The following is a 22,547-nucleotide window of genomic DNA, read 5'->3' as shown; positions in this document are numbered from 1 at the left end:
AGAAGGTACTCCTATGGATATGATACGCAGGCTCCACCGCAAATTTATATGGATGGCCACCGTCTCCGTCGTGGCCATCATCGTCCTTGCCGTCGGACTGATCAATGGCTCCCTTTACGTCAGGGTGCACCATGAAATATCGTCCATCACCGACATCATTTCGCAGAACGGCGGCACTATCCCATCCGACCTCGCGCCGCAGGAGAAAGGACTCTTCGAATTCGGGAACTGGGCGGAAGAAACACCTGAATTCTCCTATCAGGCGAGATATTTCTCCATTCTCTTTGACGCGAACAAAAAGGAAGCGAAGGTCATTAACGTCAACCACATCGCCGCATTCAACGCCAAAGAAGCCTTCAACCTCGCCGTACGGGTTCTCCAGACAGAGAAATCGGAAGATTTCTTCCTTAAAGACAGGGCCTATTACAACTATAAAATCACACAGACCGCCAGCGGTGACACCCTCGTCGTCTTTTTCGACTGTACCCGGGACATCCTCGCCCTCTCTTCCATATTCAGCTACTCCGTGGCGCTCGGTCTCTTCTGCATCATCCTCTTCTTCCTCATCATCACCTTCCTCTCCAGCAAGGCCATCAAGCCCTTCGTGAGAAATATGGAAAACCAGAAACGGTTCATCACAAACGCCAGCCACGAGCTGAAAACACCGGTGGCGATCATTTCGGCGAATACGGAAGCGCTCGAACTCGTCAGCGGAAAGAGCGAATGGACAGGGAATATTATCAAACAGACGAAACGCCTGACGAACCTTATCAACGACCTTGTTGCCCTCGCCCGGGTCGGGGAAATAGAAAAAGAAAACCTGAAACTGGAAGATGTGGATATTTCCCAAGTCACAGAAACCATCGCAGGTGACTTCCGACAGGTGGCGGCTGAACGGGGGAAGACGCTCGAAACCCATATACCGCCCGGCGTCCACGTCCGGTCAGAAGAAAAACTCTTCGGACAGATCCTCGGCATCCTTCTGGATAACGCCGTGAAATACTGCGACGAAAAAGGACGCGTGCAAGTGGAAGTCACGACAGAGAAAAAAGAAAAAGGTTTTGCGATAATAATCTCCAACGACTTTGCAGAAGGAGAAGATATAGACTACACGAAATTCTTTGAACGCTTCTACCGCCACGACATCTCCCACAGCAGCCAGATCAAAGGCTACGGCGTAGGCCTCTCCATAGCTGCCGACATCGTGCAGATCCTCGATGGAACCATAGACGTATCATGGAAAGAAGGGCGCATTTCCTTCCGCCTTGACTTCTGAAACAGAAAAACAGCACTGAAAGAAAAACAGTGCCGTTTTTGAGTAAAGGATTGTAGAGTGTTTTTGGAAATGCAATGAAAATGAGGCGCAGCTTGGATAAGCTATGAGTGGATTTGCCCCGATAATGGGTATTCAGGGCTTTGGAATCTAAATAGAGAAATCCTAAAGATTAACTATAAAATTTACACAGATGCTGTCAACGGATATCTTTTATCTGATTTAACAAGTGAACAATTGTCCTGCAAATATGTAAGTGAAGCGGATGTGCTAAATGTTGTGTTGTTCAATAAACGTGCAAAATAGTGGCGTGAGGAAAATCCGGATCTGAAAGAAAAATGAGGGCTTGTGCAAATCTAAATGAGTTATTGGTCCTTGCGAATATGGAAAGCTGTAATGCAGTTTTAATTGGTAAAAAGATTGATTGGAAAGAGCGAATGGTCGTGCTTAGAAAATTGGCAAGAACCTAATTATTTTCTTTGGAGAATTTGAATACTGAAGGAATGAAAAAGTTGAAGGTTTTGGATAATGAAAAGTAAGGATGATCAAAATATTCATGAAGCTGAGCTATAGAAAAATCAGTACGGCAAATGTATCCATATTAAGAACATCTTGTGGTTGCTGTTTATTTTTATCATGGTGTACAATGTAGACAACTGCTGGATAAGCAGCTTAGAAAACTTAATGAATGATTATAATTATCTGCCGCATAGGCAGTTTGAATTTCATAAAAGATTATTTCCATGTCAAATAAATTCCACTTAATAAATAATTATATTTGACATGGTTTTACTTAAGGGGTAAAATGAGAAAAGCAATAACAAAGAAATTAGTAGATTGCTGTCGATCAGAAATGGATGGATGGTGTTAAATTATCTTTATTACTGTAAGGTATTGATGAATATTGCAAAAGAGAACGTATCTGTATTGCAGTAAAAATTCTGCAGGAAAGAATGTGGTGAGGGCTATGATAGAGGATATTGTCAAGTCGGACTTAAAAACGATTCTTCATTCTAAACGGGCGAATTTATATTATCTTGAAAAGTGCAGGATCATGCAGAAGGATGGACGTATTGTTTATTTGACGGAGACGAAAAAAGAGAACTTGTTTTGGAATATTCCGATTGCCAACACAACAGTGATTCTTTTGGGCAGCGGTACTTCTGTGACACAGGCGGCAATGCGGCTGCTCAGCAGCGCCGGTGTACTTGTTGGTTTCTGCGGTGGTGGGGCTACACCGTTATTTGCCGGTACGGAGGTGGAGTGGCTGAATCCGCAAAGTGAGTACAGGCCGACAGAATATGTGCAGGGGTGGCTGTCTTTTTGGTTTGATGAAGAGAAACGTCTTGCTGTGGCAAAGGAGTTCCAGAAAAAGCGTATCCGTTTTCTGCAGACAGTCTGGGATAAAGACAATGAATTGGCCGATGAAGGTTTTTTTACCGATGATGCTTTGACAGAAGAAGCGATTTCCGTTTTTAAGAGCCGCATGGAAATAGCGGGGGATGTGACCCATGTATTGGCGGCGGAGGCGGAATTCACAAAAAAGCTCTACAGGTACGCGGCACAGAATACGGAAACAGTCGATTTCACGAGGGAGCGTAATTCTGACCAGCCTGCGAACAGGCTGCTTGACCATGGGAATTATCTGGCGTACGGACTGGCGGCAACGACTCTCTGGGTACTTGGTATTCCTCACGGCTTCGCGGTGATGCATGGTAAGACAAGACGAGGCGCTCTTGTTTTTGATGTGGCAGATTTGATCAAGGATGCCATTGTCCTGCCATGGAGCTTTATCTGTGCCATGAGAGGGCAGAGAGACAGAGAGTTCAGGCAGATCTGCTTACAGAAGTTTACCGAGCATAAGGCGCTGGATTTTATGTTTGATGAAGTGAAACGGTGCAGCAGACTATATGCGGGCGGTGAACGGTCATGATGGTCATATTTACGAGCAGGAGCGAGAAGAAGGCTATTTATACGGTGCGGAGGATTCTGGATAGTTTTGCAGACAGAATTGGGAATGATACGTGGAAAACGGTCATTACGCAAGAGGGATTGCTGACGGTACAGGCACTTTTGCGACGGACTGCTACCAAAAGTACAGCAGTGGCGTGTCATTGGATCCGATCCCGGAGCCATAGCGAGTTAGTCTGGATTGTAGGGAAGCGGGATATGTTTAACGAAGAAGGCATCGTGCCTGTCCACTCCACACAAAAGGAAATCCTTCACCATGAGTGGGAAAATGACTGGCAGTATCTGCCGTTGATAAAAGCGCTGGCAGCGGTGGCGGCACTCTTCCATGACTGGGGAAAGGCATCAGCGTTATTTCAGAAGAAACTGGATGAAAAGACATTGAAAATGGATCCCTTTCGTCATGAATGGGTATCCTGCAAGCTTCTTGAAGCGCTTATTTTTGCCGCAGGTGCGGAGGAAGACGACAGAAAATGGCTGAAAGTACTGGCCGAAGGAACGATAAAGACAGAGGATATAGAAAAGAATCTGCAAATTGACGAAAAAGGAAACGGGCAGGCAGATATGAAAAAGCTGGATGCAGCACATTTGCCGCCGATTGCAAAGTTTCTGATGTGGTTGATCCTGTCTCATCACAGGCTGCCGTCTATGGATAAGAATGGCTGGGTGAATGTGGAGAAAAAAAGTTTCCACAGTATGTTCTTCAGTCTGAATGCGTGCTGGGGATATGAGAGTGAAGCGGAGGAGGCTATTATGTGCCGCAGGAGCTGCTTTGTATTTCCGGAGGGACTCCTTGTGGAGAATGCGGCAGCTTGGCGGAAGGCCATAAAAAAATGGTGCGGCCGGTTATTAAATGATTACGACAGACTGATGGATATTATGGGAGGGGAGACATACAAACCATCATTCAGGGCTATCGCCCACTATACGAGATTGTCTCTTATGCTGGCGGACCATTATGTTTCTTCCCTGCCTGAGGAAACAGATAAGGGCCGATGGGTAAAAAATGATTTGTGGGCGAATACGGACGGTAAGACCGGAAAGAAAAAGCAGTTTCTGGAGGAACATTTGGTCAGGGTCTGTGAACAGGCAACCCATATTGCCCACAGACTTCCTTATTTCAGTGATCAGATGGAGAGCGTCTATGATGTAAAGGCGTTGACAAAGAAAAGCCCGGCAGTTTTCAGATGGCAGGATACAGTTGTCGAGAAAATCAGAGCATTCCGGGAGAAGAATGGGGATGGTGCCAGGTATTTTATAGTCAATATGGCAAGCACCGGCTGCGGCAAAACGTTTGCCAATGCAAAGATCATGCAGGCTGTATCGATGGACGGAAAATCGCTCCGGTATATCCTTGCCCTCGGCCTCCGTACGTTGACGCTGCAGACCGGTGATGAATACAGGGAACGGATACATTTGGACAGAAATGATCTGGCCGTCCTTATCGGTTCCAGTGCTGTAACCAAATTGCATGAGGAAAATAAGGAAGCAGATAAAGGTAAAGAGAAAAAGGGAAATAGAAAGGGGTATTTATCGGAAGAGCCGCTGCTGCCGGAAGAATTGGAGTATGTGGATACGGAAAGCGAGGAGCAGTCCCGGTTTCTGGATATCTTTTTCAATAAGACAGATAAAAAAGGAGTGGCGGTAAATGAAAAGACGTCAAAAAAGAATAAAGCCTTTCTATACAAGCCTGTTCTTGCGGCGACTATCGATCATATGATGGGGGCTGTGGAGACGACACGGGGAGGAAGGTATATTTTGCCTTCATTGCGGCTGATGTCATCGGATCTGGTGATTGATGAAATTGATGATTTCAATTCCAAGGATCTCATCGCCATAGCAAGGCTTGTTCATCTGGCGGGATTGTGCGGAAGAAATGTGGCGATCTCTTCAGCGACGATACCGCCTGATCTGGTGGAAGGGCTGTACAGGTCATATCAGGCAGGACTGAAAAGTTACAATTCCTTCTTTACGGGGAAAAAACAGTGTGCTCTTGTGCTTTGTGATGAGTTCAGGACAGATGTGGAACCGATGGACAGCGGGGATGATTCGGCTTATCGAAAGATTCACGATCGATTTATCCGTAAACGAGTGGAAAATCTGGGGAAAGAGCCGATAAAGCGTAAGGGATATATACAGCCCTGCGGAGCGGAATATAATGACACTGACGCTGCGAAAGAGACTTCCTATTTTGAAAATATGAGGAAGGCCATAGAAAAGCTGCATGAAAATCACCATGTCATTGATAAAAGAACAAAGAAGCGGATTTCTTTCGGTGTGGTTCGTGTGGCAAATATCACCCCCTGTGTGAAAGTCAGCCTGTACCTCATGAAATGCGGATGGAGCGAGGGGACAGCTGTCCGAGTGATGACTTACCACAGCAGGCAGATCCTTCTTCTCCGTCATGAGCAGGAGCGGTATCTGGACAAGGTGCTCACAAGAAAAACGCAGTCTGCCACAGTGGATTTTCAGGATGAAACCGTGCGGAAGCATCTGGACAGCACACCGGAAGAGAATATCATATTTATTCTTGTAGCAACACCGGTGGAGGAAGTCGGCCGTGATCATGACTTCGATTGGGCAGTGGTGGAGCCGTCGTCGTACCGATCCATCATACAGCTTGCCGGCCGTGTCCTTCGTCATCGTCAGCCGGTTTCAGGAACGCTTGAAAAAAAGAATATGGCAATCATGGCCTATAATCTGAAAGCTTGGCAGGGAAAAGAGCCGGCTTACAGCAAACCCGGGTATGAAACTAAAAAACGGAAATTGAACAGTTATGACATGCATGATCTTGTGGATGAAGAGGAGTTGGGCAGAAGGATTGATGCGGTACCGAGAATTTTAAAACCGGAAATGTTGGATAAGGAGCAATTCTGTCCGGATGATAAAAGATATTTCTCAAAACTCTCTGATCTGGAACATGCGAGCATGATGGATTTTAACTGCGAGGAAGATTGCGGGCCGCAGTGTATGCACGGATGGATGGAAGAATACTGGTGGATGACGGCACTTCCGCAAGGCTGCAGCCGCTTTCGTGAAAGTTATGGGGAAGAAATCAAGGCCTGCGCAGTTTATGAGGAGGGGGAACGAAAATTTCTTGTGTATGAGGGAACGGAGAAGACTTTGCTTTCAGATAGTGTGGAAATTACCGACTACAGTGGTATGACAGAGGAAATGGAGGGACGGTTATGGCTTATTCGTGATTATGAAGCTGCCTTGAGGCGGTACGTATCAGATACAAGTGATGTGCCGCAGGATGTGCAGATGAATGAGATTTCCTGCAGATATGGAGAAATCACTATACCCTACGGGAGATCCAGTACAGTGGATGAATGGAAATATTCAGATCAGTTAGGTATGTTCAAGTTAACGGAAGAAAATAGACAGGAGGGATGATTTTGAGCGGGTTGACAGCGTACATATCGGAAGCGGCGGCAGGGAAAAAGAAAACGCCACAGAAGTGGCTGGCGGATACGGTTTCTTTGCTTTCCAAATGCGATATGGCGACACATGTCGGGAAATTTACCCATCCCGATGTGAAAGTGTATTTGCAGAGAAAAAATAAAGCAGGACAAAATGCATATGTAGTGACGGAAAATGTGGACTGTGAAACGGATATCGTATATTCTTCCGCTGCTTACATGGGCGCGGCAAAATTACTGCTTTATGCATTGGATGACGGAAGACCATTATGGAAGCATATCTATGAAAATGATGAAAACGTCAGGAGAGAAGTAGAATCTTTGGGCGTATCCTTTGATACAATGAGACAGGAAGTGGAACGCATGATGGCGACTGCCGATCTGGCAGCAACGGACGGAAGGCTGCGGCAAATTTACTTTCCTGTCGGAGAAGGGATGTATCATCTGTTGACTGTATTGCCGTCCTCAAGCCTCCTGCAAGTGCTGAACGGCAGAAGCAGGAATATGAGGCAGCACAGGTTTGACTGCCGTAATGAGAAAAGCGAGTTTTATGGGAATGCATGTGATGAAATCATGGAGCGGACAGTCATTGGCTTTGGGGGAACGAAAGCGCAGAATATCAGCGCTTTTAATGCACGGGTAGCGGGAAAAGCGGATCTGCTCATGTCTATGCCGGCTCTGTTGGAAGAGAAAAAAATACGTCGCCCCCACCGTAATTTCCTTGAGGAAACAGTGCCATACCGAGACTATTTCTTCCTGTTCCGAAATCTGCATGAGTTGTTTCTCATGGAACGGAATAATGTGGAAATTCGGAATAAGAGGGAAGCACTGGTCTGTGATCTGATTGATGTCATACTGCAGTCCTGTTATCGTTTACGGGAAGAGCCTGCCGGCTGGAGCAATGGCGAGGAGTTCCTTAATCTGCCGCAGATCCAGAAAATATGGCTTGATGAACAATATAGAGAGGAACGGACAGATGAATGGGCAAAGGAAACAGGGAAGTATTTTGCAAAATGGTTTATTTACAAATATAGAAGGATTAAAAAAGAACAGCGTATATCATTAGGCGAGGAGGAAATGAAATATATTCGGCACGCAATGATAGAGGTTCTTATGGAGGAGGTGAGAAGTTTGTCATGAAAGCATATCTGCTTATATCCCGTCTGCGTATTCATAATGCCAATGCCATGAGCAGTACCTTAACCATCGGAGTACCTGCTATGACAGCATGGCTCGGTGCAGTCCATGCACTGGAACGAAAGTTGGGAGAAAGGAGGGAGCCGGCTCTGGAGGGGATACGACTTGTAAAAACAGCGGTATCATATCACAAGACGAATCTGCAGATTTATAAGGGCCCCGGAGACTATGTGAATTCCCTTGTAGGAACGGCAAATCCACTTAATGAAAAAGGAGAAAGACCGTCATTTATTGAAGATGCGAGAATCCATCTTTCCGTATCCCTTCTGATAGAGGCCGAAAGGGTAGATGGGAATAACATGGAATTATTGGAACAGGTAGTAAAGGAAATATTGCCCCGGATGAAAATGGCGGGGGGAGACATACTGGATATTAGAAAAATCCAAGTCATGCGTATAAATGAAGACAATCCTATATCAGTTAGGAAAGTGATTTCCACACTTATGCCCGGTTATATACCTATTGAGCGCAGGGATCTCATGGAAGCGAAAGAGCTGGAAGGAAAAGACAGTCTGGACAGGCTGCTTCACTATCTGAAAGTACATCAGATGGCAGAAAAAGATGAATCCGGTAAGGTAACAGACTGGAAATATGAAAAGGCGGCAGCCGGATGGATTGCGCCGCTTGCTGTAGGATTTAAGGGATTGTCTCCGCTGGGGAAAGTGAAAAATCAGCGGGATCCGGATACGCCCCATCGATTTGCAGAAAGCATAGTCACCCTTGGTGAATTTAAGATGGCTCATCGGTTCCGTGACATAGATGAAATGATGTGGCACTATGCCTATGAAGAAACCAATCAATTATATCTTTGTAAAAATAAGGAATGATCAGGAGGAAATGAAAATGGCGAAAAAAGAATCAAATCTGGCATCTGTACTTTCTTTTGAAAAGAAACTTGTTTTATCGGATGGCTATATGTATGGAACAACCTGGGAAAAAAGAAATGAAACAGCCCGTCCCGTTATGCTGGTAGAAAAATCTGTAAGAGGAACCATTTCCAACCGATTGAAGGATAGTGTAAAAAATGATCCCATGAAATTGAATGCGGAAGTGGAAAAAGCAAATCTGCAGACCGTAGACAGTGCTTCTATTTCTTTAAACGATGACACATTGAAATTATCCTTTACAATCAAAGTCCTTTCCGGTGTAGAGCATCCTTCTGCATGCAATAACGAAACTCATCATAAAAAGATAGAAGAAATAGGAAAGAAATTTATTGAGCAGAACGGATTTAAAGAGCTGTCAGCCCGTTATGCGATGAATATAGCCAATGGACGCTTCCTTTGGAGAAATCGTGTAGGGGCGGAAAAAGCGGAGGTCATTGTATCCATAAAAGAAGAAAATAAAAAATGGATATTTAATATTTATGATTTCAGCTTGAAGGATTTTGATAAGAATCGTGAAAAAGTGGAAGAATTGGCATCTTTTATTGCCGAAACTCTCTGTGGAAAGAGGTCATCCCTTCTGATTGAAGTGGAAGCCTTCGCACTTATGGGAAAAGGACAGGAAATTTATCCCAGCGAAGAACTGATTCTTGATAAAGGAAAAGGCAAGAAGAGCAAGGTTCTTTACCATGTGGACGGTACGGCAGCCATGCACTCGCAGAAACTCAGCAATGCCATCAGAACTGTTGACACTTGGTATCCCCAGGAAGAGGGCAGACGGATACCGATTGCCATTGAACCCTATGGTGCGGTCACCACTCTTGGGAAAGCTTACCGCACACCAAAAGAGAAAAAAGATTTTTATACCCTGTTTGATCAGTGGTCAACCGGCAGTGAACCGGACGATGAAAATGACAAAAACTATGTCATGGCTGTTCTCGTCCGCGGCGGTGTTTTTGGTCAGAGCGAAAAGGAATAAGCCATGGAATACTATCAGGAAATCACCTTGCTCCCGTGTGCGGAAGTATCGCTTGCCTTCCTTTGGACCAAAGTGTTTACCCAGCTCCATATTGCTTTTGCAGATGAAAAAAATAAAAGCGGACATAACCTCTATGCCGTTTCATTTCCCGAATATAGGGAAACAGGTCTGGGAGAAAAAATCCGTGTCTTTGCGGAAGCACAAGAATTGGAAAGACTCAACCTGTCCAAAGTACTGGGACGCCTCCTTGATTATGTGCACTGTACAAGCATAAGGAAAGTGCCGGAGCGCAAGCTGCGGGGGTATGCCGTGTATAGCAGGTACCAACCGGAAGGTTCAATCTGGGTGAAAGCGAGACGCTATGCAAAAAGACATCCGGGAGTAACGATTGAAGAGGCTGCCCGGCTTCTGCAAGGAAAGAGAAAATCTGTCAGACTGCCGTACATACAGATGAAAAGCCTTTCCCGCGGAGGAACATTTAGCCTTTTTATAAAAAAGCGGGTAGAAAAAGAATCCGCCTTGACAGAATGCGGAACCTATGGTTTAAGTAATAACAGAACCGTTCCGGAATTTTAACCCAAATTTTTACGGCATTTGAAAAATGCGATTAAATCAATCTATTTCAAAGCAGGAATAAATTTGGGTCAAAGTGGGAAAAAGATGTATAAGCGCACGTGCTGTCGGCTTCTTTTTCCGCTCCAGCATCGGGTTAACTGCCGCATAGGTAGTTTAGAAATTGACAATTATACGCATAATGCGTATAATATAGTTAACTGCCGCATAGGTAGTTTAGAAATTTTTCGAAGTTGGCCACAGCGACGTGTCGTGGTTAACTGCCGCATAGGTAGTTTAGAAAATTCATCAAGCTCAAGTTTATTTACTTGTACTCGTTAACTGCCGCATAGGTAGTTTAGAAAGTAAGCCGCACGGGCTACCTTGAGCCCGTTGAGTTAACTGCCGCATAGGTAGTTTAGAAATGAACGGGAACGCATATACATTTTATGCGTTTGTTAACTGCCGCATAGGTAGTTTAGAAATTGGGGGGAAGCAGGAAATGACTGCAATAAACGTTAACTGCCGCATAGGTAGTTTAGAAATGAAACTTGCGAAACGACAAAGAAATCTCTGGGTTAACTGCCGCATAGGTAGTTTAGAAAATAGTATATCCTCTGTTTATGTACGTGATCGAGTTAACTGCCGCATAGGTAGTTTAGAAATTAACCGGCGCTTTTTAAATAAAAGGAAGTGCGTTAACTGCCGCATAGGTAGTTTAGAAAATTCAGAGAACACCTGTTCCCTGTTAATTTCAGTTAACTGCCGCATAGGTAGTTTAGAAATTTTCACTTGGAAATGACATTTATTTTACTTTGTTAACTGCCGCATAGGTAGTTTAGAAATTTTCACTTGGAAATGACATTTATTTTACTTTGTTAACTGCCGCATAGGTAGTTTAGAAAGCGAAAAAAGAGGATTTTGACGCGCGGCTCTCGTTAACTGCCGCATAGGTAGTTTAGAAAATGAGGCAATGGAACAACATTGCCTTGTGCGGGTTAACTGCCGCATAGGTAGTTTAGAAAATATGGGGGCTTTTTTATTTACTCAGGAGGTAGTTAACTGCCGCATAGGTAGTTTAGAAATCTTCTGTGTTGTCACATAGATTAACCGTATATGTTAACTGCCGCATAGGTAGTTTAGAAAATCTTTTAGCTTGCGGTCTGCAATAACTTTCAGTTAACTGCCGCATAGGTAGTTTAGAAAGCCGTCATCGAAACAGACGCTGGAGCGTGCACGTTAACTGCCGCATAGGTAGTTTAGAAAAGATGAATACCCCTGCCCCCGATGTATCAGAAGTTAACTGCCGCATAGGTAGTTTAGAAATATTTCAGAAAAGGAGCTGATTTTATTATGGAGTTAACTGCCGCATAGGTAGTTTAGAAATCTCAATCTTTCATGTAATACTGACTCTCGAAGTTAACTGCCGCATAGGTAGTTTAGAAAAAATCAAAAGCATTACATAGCTTGCCGCCTGCGTTAACTGCCGCATAGGTAGTTTAGAAATGCAACAAAACTCTTTCTGATTGCCGCAAATGGTTAACTGCCGCATAGGTAGTTTAGAAATTTTTCGGCGGTAATTGCGTCATCGTACAAGAGTTAACTGCCGCATAGGTAGTTTAGAAAACGCAAATTTCACCGAAACACCCGCAGGACCAGTTAACTGCCGCATAGGTAGTTTAGAAAAAATTGTAAAAATATGGAGATGAAAGAAATGAGTTAACTGCCGCATAGGTAGTTTAGAAAAATACGTCAGAGTCAGCATCCAGCAGTAATTCGTTAACTGCCGCATAGGTAGTTTAGAAATTTTTTTGTCATAATCCCACTGCAGCATACGTGTTAACTGCCGCATAGGTAGTTTAGAAAAATTGCCAGTAATATTGTATATGTTGTTTTATGTTAACTGCCGCATAGGTAGTGGTCTTAGGACAATATGGTGGACACTAAAATTGCGACTTTTATGCCACACTCCCCGCATGCACTTCATCCGGGGTCTGATAGCCAAGGCTACTATGCTTTCTCCTGTGATTGTACCATGACTCGATATATTCGAAGATACTCTGATAGGCATCTTTTGAATCCTTATACGTTTTACAATACACTTCTTCCTTTTTTAGCAAAGAATGAAATGATTCAATACAAGCATTATCGTAAGGACAACCTTTTCGACTGAATGAATGCCGTATTTTATGATTTGTAAGATATTGTTCAAATAATTCACTTGTATACTGCGTCCCTAAATCGCTTTGAATAATGATTCCTTCCGTATCAGAAACATTCATACAAGCATTACGCACAGCCTTTACTGCAAGTTCAGCAGTCATTGATGTATCATAAGCCCACCCGATAATCCTGCGACTATATAAATCCATTACTGATGCCAGATATGTCCAACCGTCTTTTTGTGTGAATATATAGGTAATATCTGTACACCATTTTTGGTTAATGCCGGTCGCTGTAAAATCCTGATTTAATATATTTTCTTTTTCATCGACATGGACATTGTTTGAGACATGACGGTATTTCTTGATGACGATAGAACGAATCCCCATAGCAGCCATTCTTCGCTGCACACGTTTTAAACTGACATGCCAGCCTCTGTCATGAAGGTCATCACAGATCTTTGGCGCTCCGTAACGGTAATTTGTATCGTAATAGATTGCCAAAATATCTGCATCTAACTTTTGATTTTCAATTTCCCGATTAGAAGGGACATGGTGAATACATTTGTAAAAGGTGCTGCGATTCATATTGAGTACCTTACACATAAGTTTGATAGGATACTTATTTTGATATGCTGTTATGAAAGTAACGATTGCGGTTATTGTTCTTTGGCGAATATGGCTGTAGCTTTTTTTAATATTTCATTTTCCAGTTCAAGTTCATGTATTTTCTTTTGGAGTTTTTGATATTCCTTCATAGAAATAGTTTGCTTCTCATTTACTTGAAGAGTAGGAGCATAGAGCTTCTTCCATTTGTAAATTGTTTGCTCGACTAAGCTATATTCATTTGCGAGCGCTTTAACTGATTTTCCGGAAAGGTGTAAGTTTACAATCTGTTTCTTAAATTCCTCAGAATACCTCTTGTTGTTATGCACCATTTGCAACACATCCTTTCCTATACAAAAGTTTAATGTGTCGCATTTTATGTGTCCACTAATTTATACTAACACCAGTAGTTTAGAAAAATCTTATAAAATGCCGATAGCTTTTATAGTAGTTAACTGCCGCATAGGTAGTTTAGAAACTGGCGGCTTAATTCCCGCGAATCAACTGCACGTTAACTGCCGCATAGGTAGTTTAGAAAGATATACATATACGCATTATCGGTAATTTCATGTTAACTGCCGCATAGGTAGTTTAGAAAACAGCACTATCTACGGTTATAAAAAACTGATCGTTAACTGCCGCATAGGTAGTTTAGAAAGCAAAATTTAATGATTTATTGTTATCAGAAAGGTTAACTGCCGCATAGGTAGTTTAGAAAAGACCGTATGCTGCAGAAAAGAAAAAGCCAATGTTAACTGCCGCATAGGTAGTTTAGAAATACCAACAGGAAGCCGTTGAAGCTGTTATGCATGTTAACTGCCGCATAGGTAGTTTAGAAATATGTATGCTTTGATGAATAAAAAAGCTACTCGTTAACTGCCGCATAGGTAGTTTAGAAAAAATGCCGATGTAGTCTCTATAAAGTCCCAATGTTAACTGCCGCATAGGTAGTTTAGAAATTCTGGGAGAAATTGCCGCCGGGCAACCTATCGTTAACTGCCGCATAGGTAGTTTAGAAAGTACGCTTCGGCATTGACGGATTCCATGCCGTGTTAACTGCCGCATAGGCAGCTTAGAAATGAATAGTCATCTTTCCGCCGTTTACCTCAGCGTTAACTGCCGCATAGGCAGCTTAGAAAAGTTGCTTCCGTCTCCGCTCACCCCTGCCGGAGTTAACTGCCGCATAGGCAGCTTAGAAAATGTACGCCAAACCATTATACGGAAGTGATTTGTTAACTGCCGCATAGGCAGCTTAGAAAAGTTGCTTCCGTCTCCGCTCACCCCTGCCGGAGTTAACTGCCGCATAGGTAGTTTAGAAAATAACATTTCCGGCGGATGCCACAAAATTGGAGTTAACTGCCGCATAGGTAGTTTAGAAAGTATACTTGAGCGTTTCTGCAGATAGATGCGTGTTAACTGCCGCATAGGCAGCTTGGAGAGGTTCGGTTTTGTTTATCTGATTTGTCACTTTAGAGGAGGATTTTCATAAATCATTAACTTGTTTTGAAGTTTTGGGTATGATTAAATATAGTGTAAAGATAAGATTTTATTATGTGATGGTGAGGATGAGGAAAAATGAGTGGGAAAATTTCTTTAGCGTTAAAGGCGGGACTGCTCCATGATGTGGGGAAGGTATGTATACGTGCTACACATGAGAAGACAAGACATTCTGTTCTTGGTGCGGATTTTATTAAAACATTTTTAAAGGATACAGAAGCAGATGAGCAGCTGCTGCGCTGTATAAAATATCATCATGGAAGGGAATTGTCCGGCGCTGGATTGAGTGCCGATGATCTGGCATATGTTATATATGAAGCGGATAATATTGCAGCCGGAGCAGACAGACGGGAAGTGGAAGGAGATCTTAATGACAGGGGTGTGAAGTTTGATTCCGATTTGTGCCTGGAAAATATATTTAATGTCTTTTCGGGGGACGCGGAATCGTCTTATTTTTCTTTACATGAATTAGATGCGATAAAAAAAGATAACTTTCCTCATGGAAATAAAAGTATAGCGACACAGGGACAATATAGATCCATCATGCGGTATCTGGAAGAGAATTTTCGGAAAAAATCACCGATTTCTATGGAAGAAAATGAGCTCCTGCGTATATTGGAAGATACACTCATCTATGTACCGTCAAGCACAAATATGAAGGAACATGCGGATATTTCTTTATATGATCACATGAAAATGACCGGCGCGATAGCAGCTGTTCTGATGAAGTACATGGAAATGTCGAAAATTACGGATTATAAAGAGTTTTGCTTTACTCATAATAAAGAAAACAGAAATAAGGACGTATTCCTGATGATTTCCGGTGATTTTTCAGGCATACAGAAATTTATATACCGTATCCGATCTGAAGGCGCGATGCGTATGCTTCGCGGGCGTTCTTTTTACTTGGATATTGCTTTGGAAAATATAGTGGATGAGTTGTTGGAAGAATTGCATCTTTCCCGAGCGAATTTGATTTATTGCAGCGGCGGGCATTTTTATATATTGGCAGATAATACAAAGGAAACACAGGATACCGCAAAAGCCGTTGCGGAAAAAATAAATCAGGGACTGGTGAAGCTGTTTTCCGGAACTTTGTATTTAGCGATGGGATGTGAACCTCTCTGTGCCAATGATTTAATGGCGGAATCTGATACAGTACATCATAAAAAGAATGTATTTCGTTCTGTATCCGAAAAGGTTTTTACAGCAAAGGCATCCAGATATGGTCCGGATATATTGACCGAAATATTTGATGAAAACAGCAATATAAATAGAGCGGATCAGGGAGCTCGTGAATGTGGTATATGCCATGTTTCGACAAACAGACTGGGGCCTTACAAAGGAAATGAATCAAATGACAGCACGGGTATAGAGGTTTGTGAAGTCTGCAACGGGCTGTATTATTTAGGAAAAGCACTGATTGATGATAAAAGAAGTGTTTTTGCTGTTCTTTCAGAAAAAGCGGAAGGGTTGGACAAGGCGATACCGATTTCCGCATGTTCCGGTTTGTGCTGGCTTACAGCAGCTTCTCAAAATGATTTGAAGCAGTGGGCTGAAGCCGGAATACTGAAACGGATTTATGATAAAAATGGCTCTTATACGTCGTCATTCATGGCATCCCGTTTGTGGGTGGCAGACTATGCGGCAAAGAATGAGATGGGGAAAGTGCTTGATTTCAATGAGCTGGCAGAAAGTTCCGGAGAAAAGACAGGAAAAGGAATTAAACGTCTTGGCGTACTTCGGGCAGATGTAGATGGATTGGGAGCAGCCTTTATTGCAGGCTTTATACATAAAGAGAATAAAAATCCGGAAGCCTATGCGACTTTATCCCGATATGCTGCCCTATCACGCAGTATGGCGCTGTTTTTTAGAAAGATAATCAATAGTATTTGTAAAAAAGAATTGCCCAAAGGCATAAAGCCATTTTATCTTTTTGAGGATAAAGACGGTGAGCCGAGAAAAATTCATGTAGTATACTCCGGCGGTGATGATCTTTTTCTTGTCGGCGCCTGGGATGATCTGATGGGATTTGCCGTTGATCTGAAACGTGCGTTTTCGGTTTATACCAATGGAAAGCTTACCTTTTCCGCCGGCTTGGGATTGTATTCTTCCACGTATCCGATTAGCCGTATGGCGGAGGTCACCGGGGAATTGGAAGAGTTGGCGAAGACCAGTCCGGGAAAAAACAGCATCGCTTTATTTGGCAGTGGTACGGAATATCATCGAAATGAAAAGAATAGCGGTGCAGCGGAAAAAGAAAATGCTGCTGTTTATACATGGGATGAATTCATAGAGAAAGTTCACGGTGAAAAAATAAAGTTCCTTATGGAGCATATGCTGCTGGATGGTATCAATGGCAACAATAAAAGAAATGATCGTATCTCCGCAGGTAAATCGCTTTTATACAAATTAATGAACTTGCTGCAGGGAGCTGCCGGGGATAGGATGGACTTGGCGCGGTTTGCTTACACATTGGCGCGATTGAAGCCGAAGGGGAAAGAATTGCAGCCCTGTTATGAGAAGGTAAGAAGCTGGTTTTATCAGTGGGCGGTGAAGGAAGAAGAACGAAAAGAATTGGTGACAGCTCTTCAGTTCATTATTTATCGTATGCGTGACAAGGAGGAAGCATGATGCTGGAAGAAAATAAGATCGTGGATCGGGCGCAGCAGGTGATGGGAAATTTATCTCGAAAGGGGCAAATGGTTACTACATCGCAGATACGGAAATTTTTGACAGCCGTAAATACAGTGACCGAAAAAGTGAATGCCTATAAATTAGAGAAGACAGATGAGTATGATACATTACCTGTGGAATTGCAGGCGCAAATCAAGTATCTGAAAGTAAAGTTAGCTTATCAGATTGGACGGAATAGGAGTAAATGGGGAAATCCGGTTGAAGACTTCGAAAAAGAAGCCGGATTAATAAGCCTGATTGACGGGATAAAAAGCAGTACAAAAGAATATGAAAAATTTGCCCATTATATTGAAGCATTGGTGGCTTTTCATAAATTTTACGGAGGGAAGGACTAATCATGGCACAGGTACAGTTAAAAGGGAAATTGCTGATTGGAGCGGTACTTACAGTGAAGACGGGATTGCATATCGGTGATTCCAGCGATTTTGCGCCGATTGGCGCTGTAGACAGTCCTTTTATCAGGGATCCGTTGACAAAGGCGCCGATCATTCCTGGGAGTTCTTTAAAAGGAAAGATGAGGACGCTTTTAGCCAGGGTACGGGACGGCATGGCTGCTCTCCCTTCGCCGGAAGAGGATGAAGCGGTCGTGGCCAGATTATTCGGCATCAGCTCAAAAACAGAAACCAAACCCGCGCGATTGCAGTTCAGGGACGCATTCGTTAAAGCAGAAAGCAGGAATAAGTTTAAAAACTTAGATACAGATACCTACTTAGGAGAGATTAAAGCGGAAAATACGATTAATCGGGGGACCGGTGTGGCCAATCCCCGGATGATTGAACGGGTACCCGCAGGGATGGAATTTGATTTCCAGCTGGTTTATAACATCGAAGACGAGAACCAGATGAAAGAGGATATGGAAGTACTGTGCAGAGGATTCCGCTTGCTGCAGTTAGACTATCTTGGGGGACATGGATCCCGCGGTTATGGCAGGATTGCGTTTTCCTCGTTCCATGTACAGAAAATGGATCCGCAGACAGCAGAAATGGAAGAACAGGCTGCATTGGCACAGGAGTTTGAGGGATCAAAATTATGAGGCATGAAATCATACTGTTCCACTTTACCTCTCCGGTACACTTCGGTGATGTGGCAGAAGGTGGAGGTCTTGGGGAAATTTTATCTTATTGCAGGGCGGATACTTTTTTCAGCGCGCTCTGCCGGGAAGCTGCGGATATTTCGCAGGAACTTTTGGAATGTGTAATAGAGAATGTTCGGCTGGGAAACTTGCGGGTTTCGGATTTGTTTCCGTGGAAGAAGGCAAACCATTGTTACGAGTTATACCTGCCTCGTCCCGTAATGTATCAAAAGAATTCTGATCTGGTAGAAACGCTTTCTTATGAAGAGGTAAGAGCGCAGTCGGGAGAAAGGAAAAAGCATAAGAAACGTTCTTTTATCCGTGCTTCGGAAATGGAGATTTATTTACAGGGACGGGATGTATCTGTCCAGCCTGATTTTGGAAAGGAAGAAATCCGTACGCAGTATAATGCCAGAGAAAGGCATCCCTATGGAATCGGGGCATATCACTTTATGCCTGATGCCGGTTTATATTTTATCCTTTCGGGAAGTGAGGAGCTTGCGGAAAGGTTGGAACCGCTTATTAAGCTTTTGGGAATGGCGGGAATCGGGGGAAAAAGAAGCAGCGGATTCGGGAAGTACATATTTGAGGATGACCCTTTGGCGTTAAGTGATGAGGATACCTACGGCGGGGATGATGTTTCCTTGTATAAAATGCTGTGTGCCGATCATTCCGATTGTTATATGTCGCTTTCTTCCTTTCTTCCGGAAAAATCGGAGGTGAAGGATGTATCGGCCGGTACGGGAAAAATCATTAAGCGGGGCGGCTTTGCATGGTCAAGAGACATGATAAGCGCTGCGAAAACCAATAGCGTGTATATGATAGCGTCAGGCGCCTGTTTTTCCAAGCGGTTAGAGGGACGGATTGCCGACGTGAATAATGGTTCGGCACCGCATCCTGTCTATAAATATGGTAGAGGATTATTTGTGGGGCTGCCGTTATGATGAAATATTGGAAAATGAAACTGACCTGCCAGTCACCGGTGCATATCGGCAGTGGAGATATATATCAAAAAAATCAGTATGTATATGAGGACAACGGGAAAAAAGCTCATATTTATTTTCTAAACGAATCGAAATGGGCGGAATTTTTAGAAAAAGAAAAACTGCTGGACAGCTTTGTTTCTGAAATTCATAGAAAGTTTAAGCATTTCTCCATTTATGATTTTTTGAATACATGTAAAAGAAATGATCGTCAGCCGGAATCATTAAAAAGACTGATAAGGGACCTGGTCGATAGCGGTGTGTTGTCAAAACCGGAAACGGCGGATGTTCCTTACTCAAAGAATCCAAGGAATGCCTTAAATGATGTTCATACCTTTATCAAGGACAGTAAGGGCAGGATGTACATACCCGGTTCCAGTCTGAAAGGGGCTTTCCGCACCGCCATAATCGCTGCCATGATAAGAAAAGATAGGGAAAGGTATGAAAAATACTGGAATGAGATATTTAATATTGCTAAGAGAGCAAATTACCTTAATCGAAATATAGGAAATGTCCTGGATAAACTGGAAAAAGAGATTTTTATACCCATTGGCACTGACGGGAAGCGGAATATGGTCAACAGCTGCTTCCGTGCTCTCACTGTGGGAGACAGCAGTACCGCTTCCAAGGCAGGTATCATTGTGCAAAAGGCGGATTTCGGAGAAAAGGAAGATAATCCGCATACCATTTCCCTTTGGCGGGAGTGCATGGCGCCCGGCGATACAGTGAATTTTAAGCTGGGAATTGACAGCGTGGGAATGAAAGCTTTGGGGATTTCTGACACGAAGGGGCTTATTCAATGCTTACAGGATTTTGTTGATTTCCAGTGTGAATTGCTATGGAAGTCATTTGGGGATACCGATGAAATACAGGAAATGCAGCATACTGATTTATTGCTCGGTGGAGGAGCGGGCTTTTTGAGCAAGACCGTTATCTATGCGCTGGCACCCGATCTGAAAACAGGACGGGATGTGGTGAAGCGGCTGATGGCGGAGCAATTCAAAAGAGGACATCATAATCAAGGCGAACATATTTCTCCGCATACCTTGAAATTGGCGAAGCGGGGAAATTCTTATCAGGTCATGGGAATGTGCAAGTTAGAAGTGGAAGAAGAATTATGCTGACATTGGCAGAAACGGAACTGCGGTTACCGGAAGGTATTCTGCTGAACCAGTCATTCGGATCGGTTTTTCATGGCGCGTTAATCAGCGAGTTGGATAGAGAATGGGCGGAAAAGATGCATGAACAGCAGATTCGCCCGTACAGCCAATATCTTTTGGTGAAAGAGGGGAACCCTTACTGGCGGATAGCGGTGCTGACAGAAGAAGCTTTTGACCATATACTCCGGCCGATGATGCAGAAAACCTCTCTTTTTTTGGAGCAAAAGGGATATGAAGTAGAGGTAGGAAAATTCAGTATACTGAAGAAAGACTCATTTCAGGGACTGGAAGAGCGATTCTGGACAGGAACGGAAAAGATCCATCATATAGAATTGGATTTTCTTACATCCGCTTCGTTCAAAAAAAATGGAGAATACAAAATCTTTCCGGAGCTTCTGCTTGTTTTTAACAACCTGATCCGGAAATGGAATGTATATTCTGACAGCATGGTGCTGGGAGAAGAACGGCTGGGGGATAAACTGGCGGAATTTATGTGTATCACGGATTACCGGCTGCATACCCATCCTTTCTCCGTGGAAGGGAGGCGCATACGGGCATTCCGGGGAAATATACGGCTTGGCCTTTTTAAAGATGACATAACACGCCGTATGGCGTCTATGCTTGCTGCCTTTGCCGATTATGCGGGGATAGGTATAAAGACGGCTATGGGGATGGGCGCAGTTCATTCGAATATTGCTTATTATCAAAAAAAGGAGCAGTTATGAGAATCTTATTTACACCTGTAGGAGATACGGATCCGGTGAGAGGATATCATGATGGCGGGATGCTGCATATTCTCCGTCATTATGCGCCGGTAGACCGCATCTTTGTATTTCTTACGAAAGAAATGGAAGATAAGGAAGCAGAGAGCGAATGTTATACAAAAGGGATACAAAAAGTAGCACCCCAATGTAAGATCGAATTCATCAGGAGCGGAATTACCGAGCCCCATATATATGAAAGACTGACGGTTTTGCAGGATGTATTCCATGAGAAGTATGAACAGTACCCTGATGAGGAATGGCTGCTGAATCTCAGCTCCGGCACACCGCAGATCAAAACAGTCATGGGGCTTATAGGGCTGGACTATCCGGAGACTAAAGCTATTCAGGTTTTAACTCCGGGAAAAAGCTCAAATAGTAAAAATCATCCGGAAGAAACACCGGGACTGGTGGAAATGCTGGATTGTAATGATGATAATGATCCCGCTGCCCCCAATCGCTGCAAGGAGGCGAAACTTTCTCTGCTCAAAAAACACAGTGTGAAATGGCAAATTATATCTCTGGTGGAAAATTATGAGTATGAAGGCGCGCTGCAGCTTTTGAGACAGAATCGGCATCTGTTTTCTGATATATCGGAAAAGCTTTTGCGTCACGCGGTTTGCAGAAGGAATTTGATGTGGAAGGATGCCAACAAAATTATTCCCTCTTATAATGGGAAACCTTTAATCAGCAAGGCAGGAGATTTTGAAGAGTTTTTCCGTGTCATGGAACTTAGGCAAAGGAAAAAGCAGCTGTATGAATTTATTGTAAAAACAACACCAATTTGTACGAAGTTAGCGACAGATTACGCGATATCTTTGGAGCAGAGAACGTTATTTGACTTAAACGCATGTAGTGAGATTCGCCGAGATGAAGATGGGGATGTCAGGTATGTATTAAAAAGAGAAAAAATAGGACGATATAATAATACGTTGTTGGAGCATTTGAATCATCAATATAAACGCTCTGGCGGATTTAAGGACAGTGATTTATCTATTTCAAATATGGCGTATATTTGTGAATGGATCATTAATTCTGGGATATCTTCAAATGGACGAGATATTGAAATTAAGAAAATATTTGTCCGTTTAAGCATTGTATCAGAGAATATAAGAAATAAAGTGGCGCATAAAATAGTCATGAACTTGACGGAAAATATTATAAGGGAGTGGTCAAAGGGCAAAGAAAGAAGCGGAATTGCTGATGCAGGATTAGATTCTCGGGATATATTAAATTATTTACATCGGGCATCAGATTTGATTCGAGGTCAAAAGTTCCAATGGGATTATGGTGAATTAAATAATTCCATCATAGATAGTTTATAGAAAGAAGGT

The 22,547-nt window shown here is 43.2% G+C and carries 16 protein-coding genes and 2 CRISPR repeat arrays; of the genes, 14 read left to right on the top strand and 2 right to left on the bottom strand.

Annotated features, from left to right (window positions below; genetic code table 11):
• Window positions 1–13 precede the first annotated feature (13 nt).
• The 7 genes from GCWU000321_RS02640 (at window position 14) to cas6f (ending at window position 10,299) form a co-directional block, all read left to right on the top strand.
• Complete coding sequence (locus GCWU000321_RS02640; RefSeq protein WP_007069546.1) at window positions 14–1,276, top strand: sensor histidine kinase; 1,263 nt, start codon at window positions 14–16, stop codon at window positions 1,274–1,276.
• A 964-nt stretch (window positions 1,277–2,240) separates the two neighbouring features.
• Complete coding sequence (gene cas1f, locus GCWU000321_RS02635; protein ID WP_007069544.1) at window positions 2,241–3,206, top strand: type I-F CRISPR-associated endonuclease Cas1f; 966 nt, start codon at window positions 2,241–2,243, stop codon at window positions 3,204–3,206.
• A complete protein-coding gene (cas3f, locus tag GCWU000321_RS02630) occupies window positions 3,203–6,637 on the top strand; it encodes a type I-F CRISPR-associated helicase Cas3f (protein WP_007069543.1) in 3,435 nt (1,144 codons plus the stop codon). Before cas1f ends, cas3f begins: the two co-directional genes overlap by 4 nt.
• Before the next feature lie 2 nt (window positions 6,638–6,639).
• Window positions 6,640–7,803 carry a type I-F CRISPR-associated protein Csy1 gene (locus tag GCWU000321_RS02625; RefSeq protein WP_169303244.1) on the top strand — a complete coding sequence of 388 codons (1,164 nt, stop codon included), beginning with the start codon at window positions 6,640–6,642 and terminating at the stop codon, window positions 7,801–7,803.
• Complete coding sequence (csy2, locus tag GCWU000321_RS02620) at window positions 7,800–8,687, top strand: type I-F CRISPR-associated protein Csy2 (protein ID WP_007069541.1); 888 nt, start codon at window positions 7,800–7,802, stop codon at window positions 8,685–8,687. Before GCWU000321_RS02625 ends, csy2 begins: the two co-directional genes overlap by 4 nt.
• 16 nt (window positions 8,688–8,703) lie before the next feature.
• Entirely contained in the window at window positions 8,704–9,723 is a 1,020-nt protein-coding gene (gene csy3 / locus GCWU000321_RS02615) for a type I-F CRISPR-associated protein Csy3 (protein WP_040381144.1), read from the top strand.
• Between the two features lie 3 nt (window positions 9,724–9,726).
• The gene (gene cas6f, locus GCWU000321_RS02610; RefSeq protein WP_007069539.1) at window positions 9,727–10,299 is read left to right on the top strand and encodes a type I-F CRISPR-associated endoribonuclease Cas6/Csy4; all 573 of its coding nucleotides are present in this window, start codon (window positions 9,727–9,729) and stop codon (window positions 10,297–10,299) included.
• Window positions 10,300–10,431: 132 nt separating this feature from the next.
• Window positions 10,432–12,141: direct repeats of the CRISPR family, unit length 28 nt; unit sequence GTTAACTGCCGCATAGGTAGTTTAGAAA.
• A 92-nt stretch (window positions 12,142–12,233) separates the two neighbouring features.
• Here cas6f and GCWU000321_RS02605 read toward each other — a convergent pair.
• Both GCWU000321_RS02605 and GCWU000321_RS09685 read right to left on the bottom strand, forming a co-directional pair.
• Complete coding sequence (locus GCWU000321_RS02605; RefSeq protein WP_244835126.1) at window positions 12,234–13,079, bottom strand: IS3 family transposase; 846 nt, start codon at window positions 13,077–13,079, stop codon at window positions 12,234–12,236.
• A 17-nt stretch (window positions 13,080–13,096) separates the two neighbouring features.
• Entirely contained in the window at window positions 13,097–13,375 is a 279-nt protein-coding gene (locus GCWU000321_RS09685) for a transposase (RefSeq protein WP_007069537.1), read from the bottom strand.
• Window positions 13,376–13,492: 117 nt separating this feature from the next.
• A CRISPR array of direct repeats spans window positions 13,493–14,482; the repeat unit is 28 nt; unit sequence GTTAACTGCCGCATAGGTAGTTTAGAAA.
• Between the two features lie 136 nt (window positions 14,483–14,618).
• Between GCWU000321_RS09685 and cas10 the strand changes: the two genes are divergently transcribed.
• Genes cas10 through csm6 form a run of 7 tightly spaced genes read left to right on the top strand, consistent with a single transcriptional unit; the run spans window position 14,619 to window position 22,538 of the window.
• Window positions 14,619–17,174 carry a type III-A CRISPR-associated protein Cas10/Csm1 gene (gene cas10 / locus GCWU000321_RS02595; RefSeq protein WP_007069535.1) on the top strand — a complete coding sequence of 852 codons (2,556 nt, stop codon included), beginning with the start codon at window positions 14,619–14,621 and terminating at the stop codon, window positions 17,172–17,174.
• The gene (gene csm2, locus GCWU000321_RS02590) at window positions 17,171–17,572 is read left to right on the top strand and encodes a type III-A CRISPR-associated protein Csm2 (RefSeq protein ID WP_007069534.1); all 402 of its coding nucleotides are present in this window, start codon (window positions 17,171–17,173) and stop codon (window positions 17,570–17,572) included. The genes cas10 and csm2 overlap by 4 nt, the downstream gene beginning before the upstream one ends.
• 2 nt (window positions 17,573–17,574) lie before the next feature.
• Entirely contained in the window at window positions 17,575–18,270 is a 696-nt protein-coding gene (csm3, locus tag GCWU000321_RS02585; RefSeq protein ID WP_007069533.1) for a type III-A CRISPR-associated RAMP protein Csm3, read from the top strand.
• Window positions 18,267–19,253, top strand: coding sequence for a type III-A CRISPR-associated RAMP protein Csm4 (csm4, locus tag GCWU000321_RS02580; RefSeq protein ID WP_007069532.1), 987 nt, complete (start codon window positions 18,267–18,269; stop codon window positions 19,251–19,253). Before csm3 ends, csm4 begins: the two co-directional genes overlap by 4 nt.
• Window positions 19,250–20,416, top strand: coding sequence for a type III-A CRISPR-associated RAMP protein Csm5 (gene csm5 / locus GCWU000321_RS02575; RefSeq protein ID WP_007069531.1), 1,167 nt, complete (start codon window positions 19,250–19,252; stop codon window positions 20,414–20,416). Before csm4 ends, csm5 begins: the two co-directional genes overlap by 4 nt.
• On the top strand, window positions 20,410–21,177 hold the full coding sequence (gene cas6 / locus GCWU000321_RS02570) for a CRISPR system precrRNA processing endoribonuclease RAMP protein Cas6 (protein WP_007069530.1): 768 nt from the start codon (window positions 20,410–20,412) through the stop codon (window positions 21,175–21,177). Before csm5 ends, cas6 begins: the two co-directional genes overlap by 7 nt.
• The gene (gene csm6, locus GCWU000321_RS02565) at window positions 21,174–22,538 is read left to right on the top strand and encodes a type III-A CRISPR-associated CARF protein Csm6 (RefSeq protein WP_007069529.1); all 1,365 of its coding nucleotides are present in this window, start codon (window positions 21,174–21,176) and stop codon (window positions 22,536–22,538) included. The genes cas6 and csm6 overlap by 4 nt, the downstream gene beginning before the upstream one ends.
• The last annotated feature ends 9 nt before the right edge of the window (window positions 22,539–22,547 follow it).

Source organism: Dialister invisus DSM 15470, from assembly GCF_000160055.1.
Taxonomy (GTDB): domain Bacteria; phylum Bacillota; class Negativicutes; order Veillonellales; family Dialisteraceae; genus Dialister; species Dialister invisus.
The sequence above is the reverse complement of the archived record's forward strand: the minus strand, read 5'-3'. Positions and strand labels throughout refer to the sequence as shown.